14 protein-coding genes and 5 tRNA genes are annotated in these 19,868 nt (G+C 52.0%); 5 read left to right on the top strand and 14 right to left on the bottom strand.

Translation table 11 applies throughout. The features are described from left to right. Window positions 1–19: 19 nt before the first annotated feature. From LN341_RS00260 to LN341_RS00200, 13 genes are all read right to left on the bottom strand, one after another. On the bottom strand, window positions 20–1,132 hold the full coding sequence (locus LN341_RS00260; protein WP_234203793.1) for an ABC transporter ATP-binding protein: 1,113 nt from the start codon (window positions 1,130–1,132) through the stop codon (window positions 20–22). A gap of 5 nt (window positions 1,133–1,137) precedes the next feature. Then, window positions 1,138–2,004, bottom strand: coding sequence for a carbohydrate ABC transporter permease (locus LN341_RS00255; RefSeq protein WP_234203792.1), 867 nt, complete (start codon window positions 2,002–2,004; stop codon window positions 1,138–1,140). Continuing rightward, window positions 1,997–2,926, bottom strand: coding sequence for a carbohydrate ABC transporter permease (locus LN341_RS00250; protein ID WP_234203791.1), 930 nt, complete (start codon window positions 2,924–2,926; stop codon window positions 1,997–1,999). The genes LN341_RS00255 and LN341_RS00250 overlap by 8 nt, the downstream gene beginning before the upstream one ends. A gap of 63 nt (window positions 2,927–2,989) precedes the next feature. Next, window positions 2,990–4,246 (bottom strand): ABC transporter substrate-binding protein, encoded by a 1,257-nt coding sequence (locus LN341_RS00245; protein ID WP_046222529.1) that lies wholly within the window; start codon window positions 4,244–4,246, stop codon window positions 2,990–2,992. Window positions 4,247–4,606: 360 nt separating this feature from the next. Next, window positions 4,607–5,548, bottom strand: coding sequence for an ABC transporter permease (locus tag LN341_RS00240; protein ID WP_234203790.1), 942 nt, complete (start codon window positions 5,546–5,548; stop codon window positions 4,607–4,609). A gap of 2 nt (window positions 5,549–5,550) precedes the next feature. Further along, a complete protein-coding gene (locus tag LN341_RS00235; RefSeq protein WP_046222531.1) occupies window positions 5,551–6,528 on the bottom strand; it encodes an ABC transporter permease in 978 nt (325 codons plus the stop codon). Window positions 6,529–6,594: 66 nt separating this feature from the next. After that, window positions 6,595–8,148 (bottom strand): ABC transporter substrate-binding protein, encoded by a 1,554-nt coding sequence (locus LN341_RS00230; protein ID WP_046222532.1) that lies wholly within the window; start codon window positions 8,146–8,148, stop codon window positions 6,595–6,597. A 141-nt stretch (window positions 8,149–8,289) separates the two neighbouring features. After that, a complete protein-coding gene (locus LN341_RS00225) occupies window positions 8,290–10,008 on the bottom strand; it encodes an ABC transporter ATP-binding protein (RefSeq protein WP_234203789.1) in 1,719 nt (572 codons plus the stop codon). Between the two features lie 911 nt (window positions 10,009–10,919). After that, a tRNA-Pro gene (locus LN341_RS00220) sits at window positions 10,920–10,996 on the bottom strand. A gap of 54 nt (window positions 10,997–11,050) precedes the next feature. After that, window positions 11,051–11,126: transfer RNA gene (locus LN341_RS00215), tRNA-His, on the bottom strand. Between the two features lie 111 nt (window positions 11,127–11,237). Next, window positions 11,238–11,314: transfer RNA gene (locus LN341_RS00210), tRNA-Pro, on the bottom strand. 84 nt (window positions 11,315–11,398) lie between these two features. After that, window positions 11,399–11,474: transfer RNA gene (locus LN341_RS00205), tRNA-His, on the bottom strand. Between the two features lie 42 nt (window positions 11,475–11,516). After that, window positions 11,517–11,593: transfer RNA gene (locus LN341_RS00200), tRNA-Arg, on the bottom strand. Between the two features lie 295 nt (window positions 11,594–11,888). Between LN341_RS00200 and LN341_RS00195 the strand changes: the two genes are divergently transcribed. Continuing rightward, window positions 11,889–12,299, top strand: a complete 411-nt coding sequence (locus LN341_RS00195) for a cytochrome c5 family protein (protein WP_234203788.1) — start codon at window positions 11,889–11,891, stop codon at window positions 12,297–12,299. Window positions 12,300–12,379: 80 nt separating this feature from the next. Here the strand turns inward: LN341_RS00195 and rep are convergent, their stop codons facing one another. Beyond that, entirely contained in the window at window positions 12,380–14,398 is a 2,019-nt protein-coding gene (gene rep, locus LN341_RS00190; RefSeq protein WP_234203787.1) for a DNA helicase Rep, read from the bottom strand. Window positions 14,399–14,575: 177 nt separating this feature from the next. Between rep and LN341_RS00185 the strand changes: the two genes are divergently transcribed. The 4 genes from LN341_RS00185 (at window position 14,576) to LN341_RS00170 (ending at window position 19,832) form a co-directional block, all read left to right on the top strand. Then, window positions 14,576–15,142 carry a TetR/AcrR family transcriptional regulator gene (locus tag LN341_RS00185; RefSeq protein ID WP_046222570.1) on the top strand — a complete coding sequence of 189 codons (567 nt, stop codon included), beginning with the start codon at window positions 14,576–14,578 and terminating at the stop codon, window positions 15,140–15,142. Window positions 15,143–15,176: 34 nt separating this feature from the next. After that, complete coding sequence (locus LN341_RS00180) at window positions 15,177–16,292, top strand: efflux RND transporter periplasmic adaptor subunit (protein ID WP_046222569.1); 1,116 nt, start codon at window positions 15,177–15,179, stop codon at window positions 16,290–16,292. Window positions 16,293–16,304: 12 nt separating this feature from the next. Beyond that, window positions 16,305–19,421 carry a multidrug efflux RND transporter permease subunit gene (locus tag LN341_RS00175; RefSeq protein ID WP_234203786.1) on the top strand — a complete coding sequence of 1,039 codons (3,117 nt, stop codon included), beginning with the start codon at window positions 16,305–16,307 and terminating at the stop codon, window positions 19,419–19,421. Window positions 19,422–19,574: 153 nt separating this feature from the next. Further along, the gene (locus LN341_RS00170) at window positions 19,575–19,832 is read left to right on the top strand and encodes an accessory factor UbiK family protein (RefSeq protein WP_046222567.1); all 258 of its coding nucleotides are present in this window, start codon (window positions 19,575–19,577) and stop codon (window positions 19,830–19,832) included. The last annotated feature ends 36 nt before the right edge of the window (window positions 19,833–19,868 follow it).

Below are 19,868 nucleotides of genomic sequence, written 5' to 3'. Positions count from 1 at the left end.
TCCCTGAACAACTCACCACTCAATAGATTCTGTCTTCACTGTCCGGGTCGAACAGTACCGCTTTGCTCACATCAAGCGCGAATAAGAAATCACGTCCCGATTGAGGGTGGCTTTCAGGGTCTAATCTCGCGGTCACGTCCTGATCATTAAATTGGGTGACGACCAGCGTGTCCGCGCCTGTCGGCTCCACCACGTCCAGCCGATTGCGGATGTATCTTTCAAACGCGGCTGGCGGATTCGCCGTTGCCTGACGGATCTGCTCAGGACGAAGCCCCAATATCACTTCGCGATTCACCCAGGCCGACAGATCGTTTGCTTTGTCTGGCAAAGGAATACTGACCCGCTCACCATCCCGGTTGTGCACTTCGATGGCAAAACCGTCATTGAGTGCTCTGAGGTAGCTGCGGATAAAATTCATCGAGGGGGAGCCCATAAAGCCCGCCACGAACATATTGACCGGGTTGTTGTAAATCTGCTCCGGGCTGGCAAGCTGAAGCAAGACACCGTCTTTCATCACTGCAATCCGGTCGGCCAGCGTCATGGCTTCAATCTGATCATGGGTAACGTAGACGATGGTGGTTTTCAGCCGCTGGTGCAGTTTTTTGATTTCTGTACGCATTTCCACTCTGAGTTTGGCATCCAGATTACTGAGCGGCTCATCAAACAGGTATATCTGCGGCTCCCGGGCCAATGCACGTCCCATGGCAACCCGCTGCCGCTGGCCGCCCGACAGCTCAGCCGGCTTGCGGTCGAGCAGATGATCGATCTGCAGCATGGCGGCCACTCTGTCCACTTCCAGGGCAATCTGAGCCGGAGGCACTTTGCGCATTTCCAGTCCGAAGGCAATATTGCGACGCACCGTCATACTCGGGTACAGCGCATACGACTGAAAGACCATGGCGATGTCCCTGTCTTTGGGGGACAAATGCGTCACGTCTTTGTCACCTAACAAAATCGCGCCGTCACTGATACTGTCCAGCCCGGCGATGGTATTCATCAGCGTCGACTTACCGCAGCCGGAAGGGCCGACCAGCACCAGAAACTCACCACTGTCTATCTTGATATCTATCGCTTTCAGCGCGTGGTAATCGCCATAATGCTTATTTACGTCTTTGATATGTAAGCTCGACATCGTCATTATCCTTTGACTGCACCGGCAACCAGTCCACGCAGGAAGTACTTGCCGGAGATGATGTAGATAAAAATGGTCGGGATAGCGGCAATAATCGCGGCCGCCATGTCCACGTTATATTCCTTCACACCGTGACTGGTGTTCACCAGATTGTTGAGGGCGACGGTAATGGGCTGAGACGCCGGGCCGGAATACACCACCCCAAACAGAAAATCGTTCCAGATATTAGTGAACTCCCAGATCAGGGTGACCACAATGATCGGGCCTGAGAGCGGCAGCACGATATGGTAAAAGGTCTGGAAAAAGCCGGCACCGTCCAGCTTGGCGGCGGAGATCAGCTCTGTCGGCAAGCCGACATAATAGTTCCGGTAAAACAGGGTCGTGAACGGAATCCCGTAAATGGTATGAACCAGAATCAAACCGGGCACCGAGTTCGCCAGCCCAAGATACCCCAGCGTCTGTGCCATCGGCAGCAAGACGGCCTGAAAGGGAATAAAGCAGCCCAGCAGCATCAGCGCAAAGAACACTTCACTGCCCCTGAACCGCCACTTCGAGAGCACATAGCCATTGATGGCACCAATGGCTGACGCCAGCACTACCGCCGGTAAGGTGATCTTGAACGAGTTCCAAAAGTACGCTGACACCCCTTCACAACTCAGCCCGGTACAGGCGGATGACCAGGCTTTTTGCCACGCCTCTGAGGTCGGAGACTGAGGCGGCAGCACCAGATTCCCGGTCCGGATTTCGGCCAGCTCTTTCAGTGAATTAAACACCATCACCAAGAGTGGCATGATGAAATACAATGCAAAGATTGCCAGCACCAGATACGTCAAAACCCGCCCGGCTTGCTGGCGCCAATTAGCCTTAACCATGCTTTTTCTTCCTCAGTTCGGAATACAGATAGGGGATCAGAATGGCAATGAAGCCCATCAGGGTGATCATGGCACTGGCCGAGCCAATCCCAATCTGATTACGGCCAAATGCGTACTGATACATGAATGTGGCCGGTAGGTCGCTTGAGTAGCCAGGCCCGCCGGCTGTCAGCACCACCACCAGATCGAAGCTTTTGATTGCCAGATGAGACAGGATAATGAAGCAGCTGAAGAAGATCGGCCGCATGATCGGCAGTATGATGCGGCGATAAATCGTCGGCATGGTCGCGCCGTCTATCTGTGCAGCCTTAATGATGGAATTATCCACCCCCCGTAATCCGGCCAGCATGATGGCCATCACGAAACCGGAGGCCTGCCACACCGCCGCAATGACGATGGTGTAAATCGCCATGTCCTTATCCACCAGCCAGTCGAACTGAAAGCGGCTAAAGCCGATATCGTGCATCAGTTTCTCAATGCCGATTTCAGGATTGAGTATCCATTTCCAGGCGGTCCCTGTCACAATCAGCGAAAGCGCAAACGGATACAGGTAAATGGTCCGCAGTACACCTTCGGCCCGTATTTTCTGATCCAGCAAGATCGCCAGCAGGGTGCCCACGCAAATGGCAATCACAATAAACAGAAAACCAAAGATAAACAGGTTGGTATAGGCTACCGTCCAGCGGTCCATGCTGAACAGCTTGCTGTAATTGCTCAGGCCGATGAAGTCATAGTTCGGCAGCATGCGGGAGTTGGTGAAGGACAGCACCAACGACCACACAATAAATCCATAGGTAAACACCAAAGTGATCGCCATGGAGGGGGCTAGTACTATTTTGGGCAACACGGCTTGCAGCTTATCAGCCAGACTTTCCCGTGACGGCACGCCCGACAGTGGCTGAGCTTGAGTTCCAATCGTCATAACAAGGCTCTTGTCAAAATAGGCAGGAAAGCCGGCACTGCTGTACCGGCCTGCTTAACGGGATTACTGCGCCAGCTCGATGGCCGACACCAGACGCGATGTGGCCGCATCCGCCGTCATGTCGTTGTCATTGAAAAAATTGGTCACGACATCATACACAGCGCCGCTGACGGCCGGCTCCATCGCCATGGCATGGGCGAAGCTCGGCACCAGTGAGCCGGATTTCGCACTGGCCTGAAAATCAGACATCGACTGCTTGGCGCAGCTGTCGTAGCGGGCCAGTGACACATCGGGGCGGACCGGAATCGAGCCTTTTTTCAGGTTGAACTCCTCCTGAAATTCCTTCGACACCAGCAAGCGCGACAAATCCTGCTGGGCAGCCTGCGCCTCTTTACTTTTCTGCGCAAACATCATGAAAGCATCGACATTGAAGTTGAACGCATTCTGCGTGCCTGGCACTGTGGCGCAGACATAATCCTTGCCGGGCTGTTTACCGGCAGCGGCAAACTCACCCTTTGCCCAGTCACCCATAATTTGCACAGCGGCTTTACCGTCGATCACCATGGCGGTCGTCAGGTTCCAGTCACGTCCCGGCATGCCTGGATCCATGTAGGATTTCAGCTTTTTGAAGGTCGCAAAAGCCTGAGTCATGGTGTCAGAGCTCAGCGCCTGCTTATCCAGCTCGACAAAAGCCTGACGGTACCAGTCATCACCGCCGACACCCAGTGCGACCTGTTCAAACACAGTCGCGTCCTGCCAGTCCTGGCCGCCATGGGCAAAGGCAATAAAGCCGGCCTGCTTGGCCTTGTCCATAAAGGCGAAGAACTCATCCCAGCTTTGTGGCACTTGACCGCCGTTCACCTGATCTAAGATCGACTTGTTCATCCACATCCAATTGATCCGGTGGACATTCACCGGCGCCGCTACATAACTGCCCTGATATTTATGAATATCGGCCACGGCTTTGGGTAGCAAAGCGTCCCAGCCTTCACTGGTGGCAACCTCGTCCAGTTTGGCCAGTACACCCAGATCACCCCACTGGGCAATTTCAGGGCCGGCTATCATGGAAGCGGAAGGCGGATTGCCCGAAATGGCACGCGACTTCAGCACTGTCATCGCCGTTTCGCCGCCACCGCCGGCCACTGCAAAGTCCGTCCAGCTGTGTCCTTCGTCCTTCATCATTTTCTGCAAAATGGCCAGTGCTGCCGCCTCGCCACCCGAGGTCCAGTAATGCAGTACTTCCACATTACCGGCGTGTGCTTGTCCCGAAATCAGCGCAGCAAAGGTTGCCGCTGTCAGTGTTTTGTTCAGACCTGTCACGTTTTATCCTCCCTGGATAACTATTATTGTCGTTGCCAAACCGCCGCATCCCGGCACCGTTCGCCCTGATGGACAGGCACTCGAATTGTTGCTGATTTGTTAACTTTTTGTTTATCAATTATTCATTGTGAGCGTCTGTAAGTCACTGAGTGCTTGGTAAGCACGTGTAAGCAGTTTGTATCAATTCACTTACAAAATAAGAAATTGAAAAATAAAGAAAAACTTAAATTCAGCGAGAGCCCGGCTTTCACAGCATGGCTTGGGCGCATTGCGGCAAAGATGAACAGAAGGATTACGGGAGGAAAAAAAACCCCTGCCGTGGCAGGGGTTGTGAAGAGAGTCAGCTTCAGCGCGTCAGATTTAACCTTTGTAGACCTTCGGGTTAAAGACATCACGCAGCCAGTCACCCAGCAGGTTGATCACCAGCACCAGCGTCACCAGCACAATGCCGGGAAATGCGGTGATCCACCAGGAACCGGAGAAGATGTAGTTGAAACCGATGCTGATCAGCGAGCCCAGTGACGGCTGATCGACCGGCATTCCCAGTCCCAGGAAAGACAGTGCCGCTTCCGACATAATGGCATTGGCCACCTGGACCGTGGAGATCACCAGGATCGGCGACAGGCAGTTGGGCAGAATATGGCGGAACATGATGCGCATTGATTTCAGGCCCATCACGCGGGAGGCTTCAACATATTCTTTCTTCTTCTCTGCCAGCACAGAGGCCCGCACAGTCCGTGCATACTGCGGCCATTCGGCAATCCCGATAATCACCACCAGCATCACGATGGCGTACTGGCTGTAAAAATCACTGCCAAAGCTGGCTTTGAAAATTGCCGAAACAATAATCGCCACCATCATGGTCGAGAAGGACAACTGGACATCAGCAATACGCATCAGGAAGCTGTCAATCCGGCCACCGAAGTAACCCGCACACAGCCCGACGATGATGCCGATAAACAGCTGCAGCGCGACAGCAAACAGGCCGATAGCCAGTGAAATACGCAGCCCGTAGATAATGGTCGACAGAATATCACGGCCCTGGTCATCAGTGCCCAACAGGAAACGGGCGTCGCCAAACTCCATCCATGACGGTGCCAGCTCTGAGTCCATAATATCAATGCTGTTCAGATCATACGGGTTCATGGGTGACAGCAGCGGGGCGAACAGCGCCGTCAGGACAAAGATCAGAAACACAGTAAAACTGGCAATCGCCACTTTGTCTTTTTTAAAGAAATAAATGAAATCTGAATTCAGAAAACGCTGCCAACGTGAAGGCGCGTCAGTCGTCTTAGTCGTCATGATTACGCTCCTTTGCCGGTCAGGTTGACGGTTGGGTTGATCAGGCCGTACAGCAGGTCAACCAGGGTATTGGTGACCACGAAAATCAGGCCAACAAAAATCACATAAGCGGTAATCAACGGGGTATCCACCCGGTTAATCGCTTCCAGGAACAGGAAACCCGTTCCCGGCCACTGGAACACAGTTTCGGTCAGTATGGTGTAAGCCACCATGGTCCCGATTTGTACCCCGCCGACAGTGATCACCGGCAGCATAGTGTTTTTCAGCGCGTGCTGATAATACACCTTGTTCTGTGCCAGGCCTTTGGCTCGGGCAAATTTCACATACTCAGTGCTCAGGGCTTCGAGCATTTCAGAACGCACCAGGCGGATAAAGAGCGGCAACATAATCGATGCCAGCGAGATACTTGGCAGGATCAGGTGCGCCAGACCATCGAGCGTAAAGAAGCCGGATTCCCAGCCCAGCAGATTGGCCGTCTCGCCCCGTCCGAACGAGGGCAGCCAGCCTAATTCAATTGAGAAGACATACATCAGCATAATGGCGGTCAAAAAGACCGGAATCGAAATCCCGACTATGCTAAAGCCCATGATCACTTTGGTCAGGGCGCTGTTGGGGTGGATGGCCGAATAAACGCCTAAGGGGATCGACACCACAACAATAATCAGAGACGCAGCAAACACCAGCTCCAGTGTGGCCACTAACTTGTCCAGAATCACATCAACAACCGGACGTTTGAAGAAATAGGAATTGCCTAAATCTCCCTGAACGGCTTTCGAAATAAAGCGGCCGTACTTCACCATAAAGGGATCGTTGAGGCCCATTTCAGTCCGCAGCGCATCACGCTCGGCTTCGGACACAGACTGTCCCACCAGCTCACGCAGGGGATCGCCTAAATTGTCCTGGATAGCAAACGCCACCAGACTGATCACAAACATCACTACCAGTGCCTGCACCAGGCGCTTGACCAAAAACGTAAACATTTCTTGCCTCTTTAGACATCCATAATCAGGCCCCGGCCAACGCCGGAGCCTGCATTACGAAAGGTATTACTTAATCACCAGATCGCCCAGGTACGGGAAGTCCATACCGTTGACGATAGGTTTGATGTCCACATTCTTCTTGGCAGCCCAAGACGGGTCTTGCCAGTACAGTGGAACAAAGGCAGCGTCGTTGTACAGCAACTCTTCAACCTTCTTCAGCATCGTGCTGCGTTTTTCCAGATCGGTTTCCGTGTTGGCCGCTTCAACCAGCTTGTCGACTTCAGCGTTCGAGTAATGACCACAGTTGTACTGACCTTTACCTGTGTCAGCGTTACGGGTCATGGTCAGGAACTCAGTAAAGTTCGCTGAATCTTCTGTATCCGGGTGCCAGCCGATCATCAGCATGCCCGCTTCACACTTATCAAACTCAGGCCAGTACTGAGCTTTTGGCATGGTTTGCAGGTCAACTTTGATCTTGATTTTCGCCAGCATCGCCGCCACAGCCTGAGCGACTTTCTCATCGTTCACGTAACGGTTGTTCGGCGCAATCATGGTAATAGAGAAACCGTTCTCATAACCGGCATCTTTCATCAGCTGCTGAGCTTTTTTCAGATCGTAACGCGGTGTCAGCGACTCATTGTAACCGGCATAACCCACTGGGCTCTGCTGGCCGGCAGGCGTTGCGGCGCCTTTCATGATCTTCTCGGCAATCCCTTCGTTGTTCACCGCGTAAACAATCGCCTGACGCACACGCGCATCACGCAGCGGCTCAGCCACTTTCTGGTTCAGCTGGAAGGTAATGACGCGGGTACCCGGCATGGTCACCAGATCCAGCTTATCGTTGCTCTTGATACGCTGATAATCGTTCGGCGACACAGGCGCAATCATATCAACGTCGCCCGACAGCAGGGCTGCAACACGGGTGGCATCTTCTTTGATTGGGCGCAGCGTGATGTGATCCACATTACCTTCGCTGTCTTTGTCCCAGTAGTCCGCAAAACGCTCGAACTCAACTTTCACGCCCTGCTCGCGGCTGACCACTTTGAATGCACCGGTACCAGAGATATTGGTCGAGGCAAAAGTCGAACCGTTTTTCTTCAGTTCAGCCTTGTCTTTGCCGTCCGCGGTCTGGCCCGTATAGAACTTGCTGTCCATCGGGAACACATAGGTCATGACGTTTTCAATCAGTGGATAAGTCCCGTCAGTGATCACGTCCACTGTGTTGGCATCCACTTTTTTGATATCAACGATCGGGGTGAAGATCCCTTTGAAGTCCGCAGAAGACTTCAGACGCTTGAACGTCCAGACCACGTCATCAGCGCTGAAGGTGTTGCCGGAGTGGAACTTCACACCTTCACGCAGCTTGAAACGCATGGTGTTGTTATCAACACGCTCCCAGGATGTTGCCAGGCGAGGTTCAAACTCCATCGACTGGGTAAAACGGATCAGCGGGTCAAAAGTCATGTGAGAAAGTTGCAGCGTGCCGCCGGACAATTGCTCATGTGGATCCATAGAGACCGGGTCAGCATCATAAGCCAGATTCAGATTGGCAGCCGCCGCACCGAAGCTCAGACCAGCAGCCATTAACGCAACGGCTATCTTGCTCTTGAAGGTTTTCATTTGCATAGCTCCTTTATGCAGGGAGAGAACTCCCAGATGGTTATGTTTGCTTATTATTGGTTTAGGTAAGCAACATCAGCCCGGCTCGCAGAACGAGCCGTGCCGGCAACCAATGTCACCGGCGGGCAAACAGGTTCTGTATCAGGCCAGTTTCAGGCCTTCCTGACTCATTCCCTTGAACTCAGGCATCAAAGAAATCAATTGCTTGCTGTATTCATGCTGCGGCGCCGTGAACAACTGCTCAGTTGGTGCCACTTCCAGCAAGGTGCCTTTCTGCATCACGCCGATGCGATCACACATCTGGCGAATCACAGGTAAGTCGTGACTGATAAACAGCATCGTCAGGTTCAGCTCATCCTGCAGATCTTTGAGCAGGTTGAGGATTTGCGCCTGAACCGACACATCAAGCGCCGAGGTCGGCTCGTCACAAATCAGCAGACGGGGGCGAGTGGCCAGGGCACGGGCAATCGAAATACGCTGACGCTGACCGCCCGAGAATTCATGGGGGTATTTCACGCCAGCAGCACGACCCAGACCGACATGGTCAAGTAGATCACCAACAATCTGACGCACCTGAGATTCACTGCTGGCCAGTTTATGGAAACGGATCGGCTCAGCGATGATGTCGAAAATTTTCATCCGCGGGTTCATGGAAGAATACGGATTCTGGAATACCATCTGCATCTGGCGACGCATCGGGCGCCGTTCGTTCTCGCTCTTGAGCGCGGTCAGATCGATGCCTTCAAAGACCACTTTTCCTGAGTTAGGCGGATACAAACCGGCAATCACACGGGCAATGGTAGATTTCCCTGAACCGGACTCACCGACCAGGCCAAAGGTCTCGCCTTCAAACACCTCAAAGCTGACATTGTTCGAGGCCTGCACATATTCACGGCGGCTTTCAAAGAAAGAATCTTTGGTCACAAAGCGCAGATTGACATTCTCGACCTGCAATAAAGCGCCTGTGTACTGACGCTGGTCTTCACTCTGACCCAGCCAGTGATTTTTCACATCCAGTTGCGTGGTTTCACCTGCTTCTTCGATATAGCTGACCAAAGGGAAGCGAGCCAGTTTGATATCCGAGCGCGGCACCGCAGAAATCAGGCTTTTGGTGTACGGGTGGTTCGGATGGCCCAGTACCTGTTCCGTCGGACCGATTTCAACCAGATCACCCCGATACATCACGGCAACTCTGTCGGTGACATTGGAAACCACCCCCATATCATGGGTCACCAGCATACAGCCGACATTTTTCTTCACACACAACTCGCGAATCAGGGTCAGGATCTGATCCTGAATCGACACATCAAGCGCTGTGGTCGGTTCATCAGCAATGATTAAATCTGGCTCACCAGCCAGGGCGATGGCAATCACCACGCGCTGACGCATACCGCCGGAAAATTGATGCGGATACTGCTTAATGCGAATTTCCGGCTGCGGGATCCCAACCTGCTCCATCAGCTTAATCGCGCGGCGAACCGCTTCTTCTTTACTGACATTCAAATTGGTGATGATGGTTTCCGTCAACTGACGCTCAACGGTATACAAAGGGTTCAGCGAGGTCATCGGATCCTGAAATATAAAACCGATCTTCGCGCCGCGCACTTTGCGCATCGCTTCCGGTTTCAGACCCGAAATTTTCTGACCGTCCAGGTAGACGTCACCACTGGCAATCTTGCCCGGAGGACTCAACAGATCGATTACGGCATTACCGACCGTTGATTTACCCGCCCCGGATTCCCCGACGACACCGACGATCTCACCGCGCTCTATTGTGAACGACAGTGATTTCACCGCAGCGTGGATACCGTGACGAGACGGGTATTCAATACGAAGGTTTTTAACTTCCAATAATGCCATGCTCAGACCTCAACAACCTGGCAGCGACTCTGCCTGTCTGCAATTGATTCCATTCCAATCAACCGATAAAAATATCGGCCAAATAAAGTGCCAACAATCTGGCAAAGATTTCACCAAAAATCAACATTTCATACTATAAAACTGTGCTACCGCACAAAATCAGCATAAATAATCACTGAAACCCGCAGTCCAAACAAACATAACCCTTGTAAAGAACCTTAGGCAAACTCTGGTAAAACTGGCTAAAATCAGCTAACAATTCTATTTTTCAGCATTTGTATTCACAAAAACCAGCAACCAGCATCTGCATAAAGCACCAAACAAAACTAAACATTTCATTAACACGATATGATTTTAGACCACTAAAAACAAAAGTATCAGTATATGAACCCATCAAGATCACACACTGCAGGATGAACAACCACCCTGAATTCAGGATGCAGTGCAGAAAGACATGAATAAGCCATGATTTTTCATCCGTCATCCGTGCTATGAACTGTGATTCACTAACAAATATGGCACAAAGAAATCAACTTGCCTCACTGCCATCCCACAACCCGCAACAGCTGCATCTCAGAACGGTAAACATAAAGACAAAACCCGCTCGATGAGCGGGTCTTCAAAGGGGATCGGTGAAGAGGGATTGACGCAGCGGGCATCCGTGCGGCGGGCTTCCGCACTCGACCCGGCTGCCTTTCCTTTACTCCAAACAAGCAAACAGCAAAATACAGGTATAAAAAAACCGCTCAATAGAGCGGGTCTTTAAAGGTGGTCGGTGAAGAGGGATTAACGCGGCGGGCATCCGTGCGGCGGGCTTCCGCACCCGACCCGGCTGCCTTTCCTTTTTCCAAACAAGCAAACAGTAAAATACAGATATAAAAAAACCCGCTCAATGAGCGGGTCTTCAAAAGTGGTCGGTGAAGAGGGATTCGAACCCCCGACCCTCTGGTCCCAAACCAGATGCGCTACCAAACTGCGCTATTCACCGATAATACTTTCTTGTTGCTTGTCATCCAGCCATACATGGCTGAAAAACGTGATATGGGGTGGCTAACGAGACTTGAACTCGCGACAACCGGAATCACAATCCGGGACTCTACCAACTGAGCTATAGCCACCATTGTAAAGTGGTCGGTGAAGAGGGATTGAACGCGGCGGGCTTCCGCACCCGAGCAATGCACTTCTTTTCCGAACCTGTAGGTTTGCTCAACAGGCAAACTTACTATAAGTGGTCGGTGAAGAGGGATTCGAACCCCCGACCCTCTGGTCCCAAACCAGATGCGCTACCAAACTGCGCTATTCACCGATAATTTTTTTCTTGCCGGAGATACACAACTTGCGTTATCTGCCGCTAAGTACCGAGCTTAAACAAGCTCCATACTCAAGTATATGGGGTGGCTAACGAGACTTGAACTCGCGACAACCGGAATCACAATCCGGGACTCTACCAACTGAGCTATAGCCACCATAATTTACACGCCCAATAGTGCCATCCTGACTTTCCGGAGTGGCGCGCCCGACAGGATTTGAACCTGTGACCTTTGGCTCCGGAGGCCAACGCTCTATCCAGCTGAGCTACGGGCGCCTTGCCCTATCGGCGGTGGTGAATATTACGGATCAGCATGCTTCTCGTCTAGTCTTTTTTGCAAAATTTTTTGTATTCGCTTCATTTATAACCATCTCTGGGTTGATTCGCGTCATACAAACAAAGCCGCTCTGTTTAATACCACTTCGTTAAGGGATATAATCATTACGTTTTTTACCCAAAAACCACTGGTTAATAACTCACAGCCCCGTCTCATTACGTAATATTTACAATAACTTATACTAGACAGCTGTGATATTCGAGCAAATAATCTGGGAGTGTTAAGGTGAGCTCAATGGAATTTTCTCTTCGACAACTAATGGTCGCTGCAGTCGCAACCGTCGCCATCAGCGGCTCAGCCGTAGCGGCAGATATGTCTGGCGAAGCGATCGCAGAACGCATCAAGCCTGTTGGCTCAGTCTACAAGGAAGGTGATGCACCAGCCGCGACAGCCGCCGCTTCCGGCCCTCGCTCAGGCGATCAGGTCTACGGCACTTTCTGTGTGGCTTGCCACAGCAGCGGTGTACTGGGCGCACCTAAAGCTGGTAATGCCGGTGACTGGGGACCGCGGATTGCTCAAGGTATGGATACGCTGACCAATCATGCGATTAATGGTTTCAATGCCATGCCGGCGAAAGGCACCTGTATGGACTGCAGCGATGAAGAAATCGTCGCGGCGATCAATCATATGATCGAGGGGCTGTAACCCAGCCTCCCCTGCAAATACCTGAAAAAAAGGTTAGCTCTGATGGCTAACCTTTTTATTTTCAGCATATGTTCACTGCGTTATTTCTTATTGAACATCGCGCGGATATTGGCAATGTGGGCCTGGCCGCGCTCCATACGTTCTTCTGCCGTTACCGGTTTGCGCTCAGTTTCCCAATCCAGATCGTCCTGGGGCAATTCGTAGAGAAAACGACTGGGCTCGGGTTTGAGCAGCTCGCCATACTGCCGGCGCTCCTTACATAAGGTAAAGGTCAGTGTTTTCTGGGCCCGGGTAATCCCGACATACGCCAAGCGCCGCTCTTCTTCCACATTGTCTTCATCAATGCTGGTCTGATGGGGCAAAATCCCTTCTTCGGCACCAATCAAATAGACATGGGGAAATTCCAGCCCTTTTGAGGCGTGGAGCGTCATCAGCTGAACCTGATCGGCATCCTCATCCTCTTCACCCCGTTCCATCATGTCACGCAGTGTCATGCGCTGAACCACTTCTTTCAGGGTGCGCACTTCATTATCGTAATTATCGCCTTCCAGATCTGCGGTGATCCAGCTGTATAAATCGGACACGTTTTTCATCCGCATTTCTGCCGCTTTCGGGCTGGCGGAGGTTTCAAACAACCAGTCCTCGTAATGGATGTCGCGGATCATCTGGCGCACGGCCGCGACGGCGTCGCCCCGCTCGGCATTATCGGCCAGCTCAACAACCCAGCGCGTAAACTGGCGCAGGCTGTCCAGTCCACGTCCTGACAAGTGCTGCTCCAGGCCAAGCTCAAAGCTGGCTTCAAACAAACTCTTACCCCGCATATTGGCGTAGGTGCCCAGTTTCTCCAGAGTGACCGGGCCAATCTCGCGCCGCGGGGTATTGACGATACGCAAAAAAGCGTTGTCATCATCCGGGTTGGTGAGCAAGCGCAGGTAAGCCATGATGTCTTTGATCTCGGTGCGTGAGAAGAAAGAGGTACCGCCAGAAATTTTATAAGGGATCCGGTTCTGCATCAGGGCTTTTTCAAACAAACGCGACTGATGGTTGCCGCGGTACAGAATCGCGTAATCTTTGTAATCAGTGTTGTTGAGAAAACGGTGGGCAATCAGCTCCCCGACCACTTTCTCGGCTTCATGCTCTTCATTTTTGGCCGTCAGGACCTTGAGCATATCGCCATCAGGGATTTCTGAGAACAACGCTTTTTCAAACAAATGCGGGTTATTGGCGATCAGAATATTGGCGCTGCGCAATATCCGGCTGGTCGAGCGGTAGTTCTGCTCCAGCTTGATCACTTTGAGGGTCGGGAAATCTTTATTGAGCAGGGCCAGATTCTCTGGCTGCGCGCCTCGCCAGGAGTAAATCGACTGATCGTCATCCCCCACCACAGTGAATTTTGAGCGCTCGCCCACCAGCAGCTTCACAAACGCATACTGGCTGGTGTTGGTATCCTGATACTCATCCACCAGCAGGTAGCGGATCTTATTCTGCCAGCGCTGCCGCACTTCCTCGTTATCGCGCAGCAAAAGCACGGGCATCAGGATCAGATCATCAAAGTCCAGGGCGTTATAGGCTTTCATCTGACGCTGATACAACTCATAGCAATGGGCAAACAGCTGGTCACGTTCACCTTGCGCCTGCGCTTTCGCCTGGACGGGCGACAGCATGGCGTTCTTCCAGTTGGAAATCGATGACAGCAGCATTTTCAGCAAGTCTTTATCACCGTCGAGCTGATCTTCCGTCAGCTCCTTGAGCAGCGCCATCTGATCCTGATCGTCAAACAGGGAGAAACTCGCTTTCAGACCCAGCACCTTATACTCGCGGCGAATGATATTCAGGCCCAGTGTGTGGAAGGTCGACACCATCAAGCCTTTGGCTTCCTGGCGGCCCAGGGTCTGCCCGACCCGCTCCTTCATTTCCCGCGCCGCTTTATTGGTAAATGTCAGCGCAGCAATATTGCGGGCTTTGTAGCCACATTGTTGGACTAAGTAAGCGATTTTATTGGTAATGACCCGTGTTTTGCCTGAACCTGCACCGGCCAGAACCAGACACGGTCCAGCAACAAAACGTACCGCCTCATTTTGTCTCGGATTGAGTTTCATTCATTTGCCCTATGAGTCATGATTGATTCAGCTGCCGCATTGTAACCTGTTCTCGTCTCGTGTCTATTTCAGACAATCCCTCGCGTTTGCTCAGAAAAATAAAGGTAACAGATGAGTTGCATACTAATAAAGCATCCACAATAATGAATGAACGTTCATTCACTTTGTGATCAATTAATGACTGACAAAAAAGAACGTATCTTGCAGGCAACCGAAGAATTGCTGGCAAAACATGGTTTTCACGGTCTGTCGATGAATATGGTGGCCAAAGAAGCCAGGGTCGCGACAGGGACCATCTATCGCTATTTCAGTGATAAAGATGATCTCCTGTATCAGCTGCATGACCATATACTGACGATTGTCGCCAGGAAAATCACACAGAACGTTTCTGATGTCATGCCCTTAGAACAGCAGTTCCGTACTATGTGGCTCAACATCTGGAACATGGCTACGGATAATGAAGCACCGCTGATTAACCGGGGCCAGTTCGAAAACATGCCGCACCGAGGGAAGCAGTACAAGATAGCGTTAGAGCAAACGCTCTTTGCCCCTGTCCACAGGATGTTTGACACGGGTAAAGCTCAGGGGCTGTTTAAGCCTTTGGACAACGAGATTTTAAGCGCACTCAGCCTTGAACCCAGCGCCTGTCTGGCCCGCAAGCACCTGAGTGGTACGTTTACGGTAAGTGATGAGGCGCGGGATGCTGCCATTAAAGCTTGCTGGGATGCTGTAATTACACATTGACTTAGCATTAACTTAAGACTCCGGAGCAAAGATAATGAAAAAATGGGTAGCATGGATAGTCATGCTCATCATCGTTGCCGTGCTGTTTGGCACGCTTTTTACGTCCAAGTACTTTGAAATCAAAGGGAAGATGGCTTATTTCGCCAACATGCCTGAACCGGATTATCCGGTGACTGTGGTGGAGGCTAAACCGACCAATTGGGTACCGGCCATTGAAGCGATTGGTTTCATCGAGCCCAACCAAGGCGTGACTGTCACCACGGAAGTGGCCGGTGTGATCAAGTCGCTGGAATTCGACTCAGGCATGTCGGTGAAAAAAGGCCAACGTCTGCTCGCGCTGGACTCAGATGTTGAGGAAGCCAACCTCAAGAGCTCCCAGGCTCGTCTGCCAGCCGCCAAAGCCAAGTTCATCCGCTATCAGGACCTGTACAAAAAAGGCTCTATCTCTAAGGAAGCCTTTGATGGCGCGCAAGCGGATTACTTCTCTCTGTCTGCTGATATTGAGAGCCTGAAAGCCACCATCGACCGTCGCATTATTAAAGCCCCGTTTGCCGGTGATGTCGGTCTGCGCAATGTGTTCCTGGGTGAGTATATTCAGCCCGGTACGGACATCGTCCGTCTGGAAGATACTTCCCTGATGAAGCTGCGCTTCACCATTCCGCAAACCGATCTGTCTGACATCCACATCGGACAGGAAGTGGACATCGCCGTTGATGCTTACCCGGATGCCAAGTTCCAGGGCAAGATCAGTGCAATTGAGCCTGCGGTCAATTATCAGAGCGGCTTAGTTCAGGTTCAGGCAGATATTCCAAATAACGCCGGCCGTCTGCGCAGCGGTATGTTTGCCCGTGCCAACATCATTCTGCCGACCCTGGAAAATCAGGTTGTCCTGCCGCAGTTTGCCATCACCTATACCCTGTATGGCGATAATGTGTATGTGCTGTACGAAGATGACGAAGGCGTTACCCGCGTCCGTCAGTCCGTGGTGAAAACCGGTGAACGTAAGCGCGATATTATCCATGTCCTTGATGGCGTGAAACCGGGAGACCGCGTTGTGACCACAGGCCAGGTGCGCCTGAGTAATGATGTGAAAGTCCGTATCGTCGAAAACGATGCCCTGAAAACCCCGGCTGAAACACCGATGCTGTGATTCGGAGGTTAAATGCGCTTTACTGATATATTCATAAAAAGGCCGGTCCTGGCAGTGTCGATCAGTATTCTGATTGCCCTGCTTGGTTTTCAGGCTATTTTCAAAATGCAGGTCCGGGAATATCCCGAGATGACCAATACCGTAGTCACTGTGACGACCAGTTATTACGGTGCCAGTGCCGATCTGATCCAAGGCTTTATTACTCAGCCACTGGAGCAGGCCATCGCGCAGGCAGACAATATTGATTACATGACATCGTCATCGGTACTGGGTTCCTCGACAATTACCGTCAACATGAAACTCAATACCGATCCCAACGCGGCCCTGTCTGATGTACTGGCAAAAACCAACTCGGTGCGCTCTCAGCTTCCCCGTGAAGCGGAAGACCCGACTGTAACTATGTCGACCGGCTCTACCACGGCGGTTATGTACATCGGCTTTACCAGTGACGAGCTCAATTCCAGCCAGATCACCGATTACCTGGAACGGGTATTCAACCCGCAGCTGTTCACAGTGAACGGCGTTTCCAAAATCGATCTTTATGGCGGGATGAAATTTGCGCTGCGGGTATGGCTGGATCCGGCCAAGATGGCGGCATACAACCTGACTGCCAGCGACATCATGACAGTGCTGAATGCCAATAACTATCAGTCGGCCACGGGTCAGGCTACGGGCGAGTTTGTGCTGTATAACGGCACGGCAGATACCCAGGTCAAAACCACAGATGAGCTGAAAAAACTGATTGTCTCGACGCAGAAAGGTCAGGTGATCCGCTTAGGTGATATCGCCAAAGTCACCCGGGCAAAAAGCCACGACATTTACCGTGCAACAGCAAACGGTGAGGAAGCCGTGGTCGCTGCAATCAATGCGGCGCCAAGCGCGAACCCGATCAATATTGCCGCCGATGTGCTGGATCTGCTGCCTGAAATTCAGCGCAACATGCCAAGCAACATCAAGATGAACGTCCTGTACGACTCAACAGTTGCCATTAACGAGTCGATTCAGGAGGTTATCAAGACTATCGGTGAAGCAGCGCTGATTGTACTTGTGGTGATCACCCTGTTCCTGGGTTCGTTCCGCGCGGTACTCATCCCTATCATTACCATTCCGCTGTCGCTGATTGGGGTGGCCATGGTAATGCAGGCCTTCGGTTTCTCCTGGAACCTGATGACGCTGTTGGCCATGGTACTGGCCATCGGCCTGGTGGTCGATGATGCCATCGTGGTACTGGAAAACGTCGATCGTCACATCAAACTCGGCGAGTCACCGTTCCGGGCAGCCATTATCGGTACCCGTGAAATTGCGGTGCCTGTTATCGCCATGACCCTGACGCTGGGCGCGGTATACGCACCTATCGCACTGATGGGCGGCATTACCGGCTCACTGTTTAAAGAGTTCGCCCTGACGCTGGCGGGATCGGTCTTTATCTCAGGGATTATCGCGCTGACACTGTCGCCGATGATGTGTTCTAAGATCCTGAAAGCACACGATAAGCCAAACCGCTTTGAAGATACAGTGCACAGTGTTCTGGATCGCATGACCAGCCGCTATGAAAAAATGCTGACCACAGTGATGAAATCACGCCCTGTGGTGATTGTGTTTGCGATCATTGTCTTTGCTATGCTGCCGGTTCTGTTCAAGTTCATTCCCAGTGAACTGGCACCGGCAGAAGATAAAGGCGTACTGATGATGATGGGTACCGGCCCGTCTACCGCTAACCTGGATTACATTGAAAACTCCATGAGCGAAGTGAACGAAATGCTGAGTAATCAGCCTGAAGTGGCTTTTGCTCAGGTGTTCTCCGGTGTACCGCAATCCAACCAGGCATTCGGTATCGCTTCTATGGTGCCCTGGAGTCAGCGCGAAGCCAGTCAGGCAGAAGTGGTCGGCCGTGTCACTACCCTGGTTAACGATGTCCCTGGTATGGCGGTAACGGCTTTCCAGATGCCGGAACTGCCGGGTGCGGGTTCTGGTCTGCCCATCCAGTTTGTCATAACGACTCCCAACAACTTTGAAAGCCTGTTTCAGGTGGCCGGTTCGATTCTGGATGATGTCACCAAAAATCCGATGTTTGTGTATTCAAACTTGGATCTGAACTTCGACTCCGCCACCATGAAGATCAGCATAGACAAAGACAAAGCAGGGGCTTATGGCGTCACTATGCAGGATATCGGTATCACCCTAAGCACCATGATGGCCGACGGTTATGTCAACCGCATCGACCTCAATGGCCGTTCTTATGAGGTGATTCCACAGGTAGAACGTAAGTACCGCCTGAATCCTGAATCCCTGAACGCCTTCTATGTTCGTGCTGCTGATGGTAATTCTGTGCCCCTGGGCAGCCTGATCACTATTGATGTTGTGGCTGAGCCGCGTGCACTGCCGCACTTCAACCAGCTGAACTCAGCAACCATAGGTGTGGTGCCTATGCCAGGGACCGCCATGGGTGACGCTATCGACTGGTTCCGTACCGAAGCCGTCAGCCAGCTACCATCTGGCTATCAGTATGACTTCATGGGCGAGGCTCGCCAGTACGTGACCGAAGGCAATGCCCTGTTTGCAACATTCGGTCTGGCATTGGCAGTGATCTTCCTGGTGCTGGCTATCCAGTTCGAATCACTGCGCGACCCTATGGTGATCATGGTATCGGTACCGCTGGCTATCTGTGGCGCGCTGGTCTCGCTGGCCTGGGGCGCGGCTTCGATGAACATCTACTCACAAGTAGGTTTGATCACCCTGATTGGTCTGATCACCAAACACGGGATTCTGATCTGTGAAGTCGCAAAAGAAGAGCAGCTCAATCACCAGAAAGACAAAATGTCTGCGGTAATGGAAGCCGCCAAAGTGCGTCTGCGTCCAATTCTGATGACCACCGCGGCGATGATTGCCGGTCTGGTTCCTCTGCTGTACGCCACCGGGGCAGGTGCTGCCCAGCGCTTCAGTATCGGTATCGTTATCGTATCCGGTCTGGCGATAGGCACACTCTTTACCCTGTTCGTGCTGCCGGTGATCTACACCTACCTGGCAAGTACTCATAAACCGCTGCCGGTTTTTGTGGAGGACAAGGATCTGGAAAAGTTAAAACGGGCTGACGAAGCGAAACTCGCGCTGAAAGCCCGGGAAAGTTAATCCGCAACTTTCTATCAGACTAAGGCCGCGCAAGCGGCCTTTTTTTCAGCCCACCTTACCCAATCTGGCCAGGATTCCTGCCTGCCACAGAAATTTTTGGTGTACACTAACGGCTAAAAGTATCCCATTAACCTCATGGAGTTAAACCCGCGTATGTTTGATCCAAAGAAACTTGAGCAGGTTGCCAAGCAAATTCAGGAAGCCATGCCTCAACCGGTCAAAGCGCTTGGTCAGGATGTGGAACAGAAAGTGCGTCAAACCATCCAGGCACAACTGAGCAAGCTGGATGTGGTGAATCGCGAAGAGTTCGATGTGCAGACCCAGGTCCTGCTGCGCACGCGCCAAAAGCTGAACGAGCTGGAACAAAAGGTTGCCCAGCTGGAAGCTATGCTGGCAGATAAATCCGAATAATTGGTTTCATTACAGACATGAAAAAGCCCGGCAAAT

The sequence above is a fragment of the Photobacterium sp. TLY01 genome (genome assembly GCF_021432065.1).
GTDB classification, from domain to species: domain Bacteria; phylum Pseudomonadota; class Gammaproteobacteria; order Enterobacterales; family Vibrionaceae; genus Photobacterium; species Photobacterium halotolerans_A.
The sequence above is the reverse complement of the archived record's forward strand: the minus strand, read 5'-3'. Positions and strand labels throughout refer to the sequence as shown.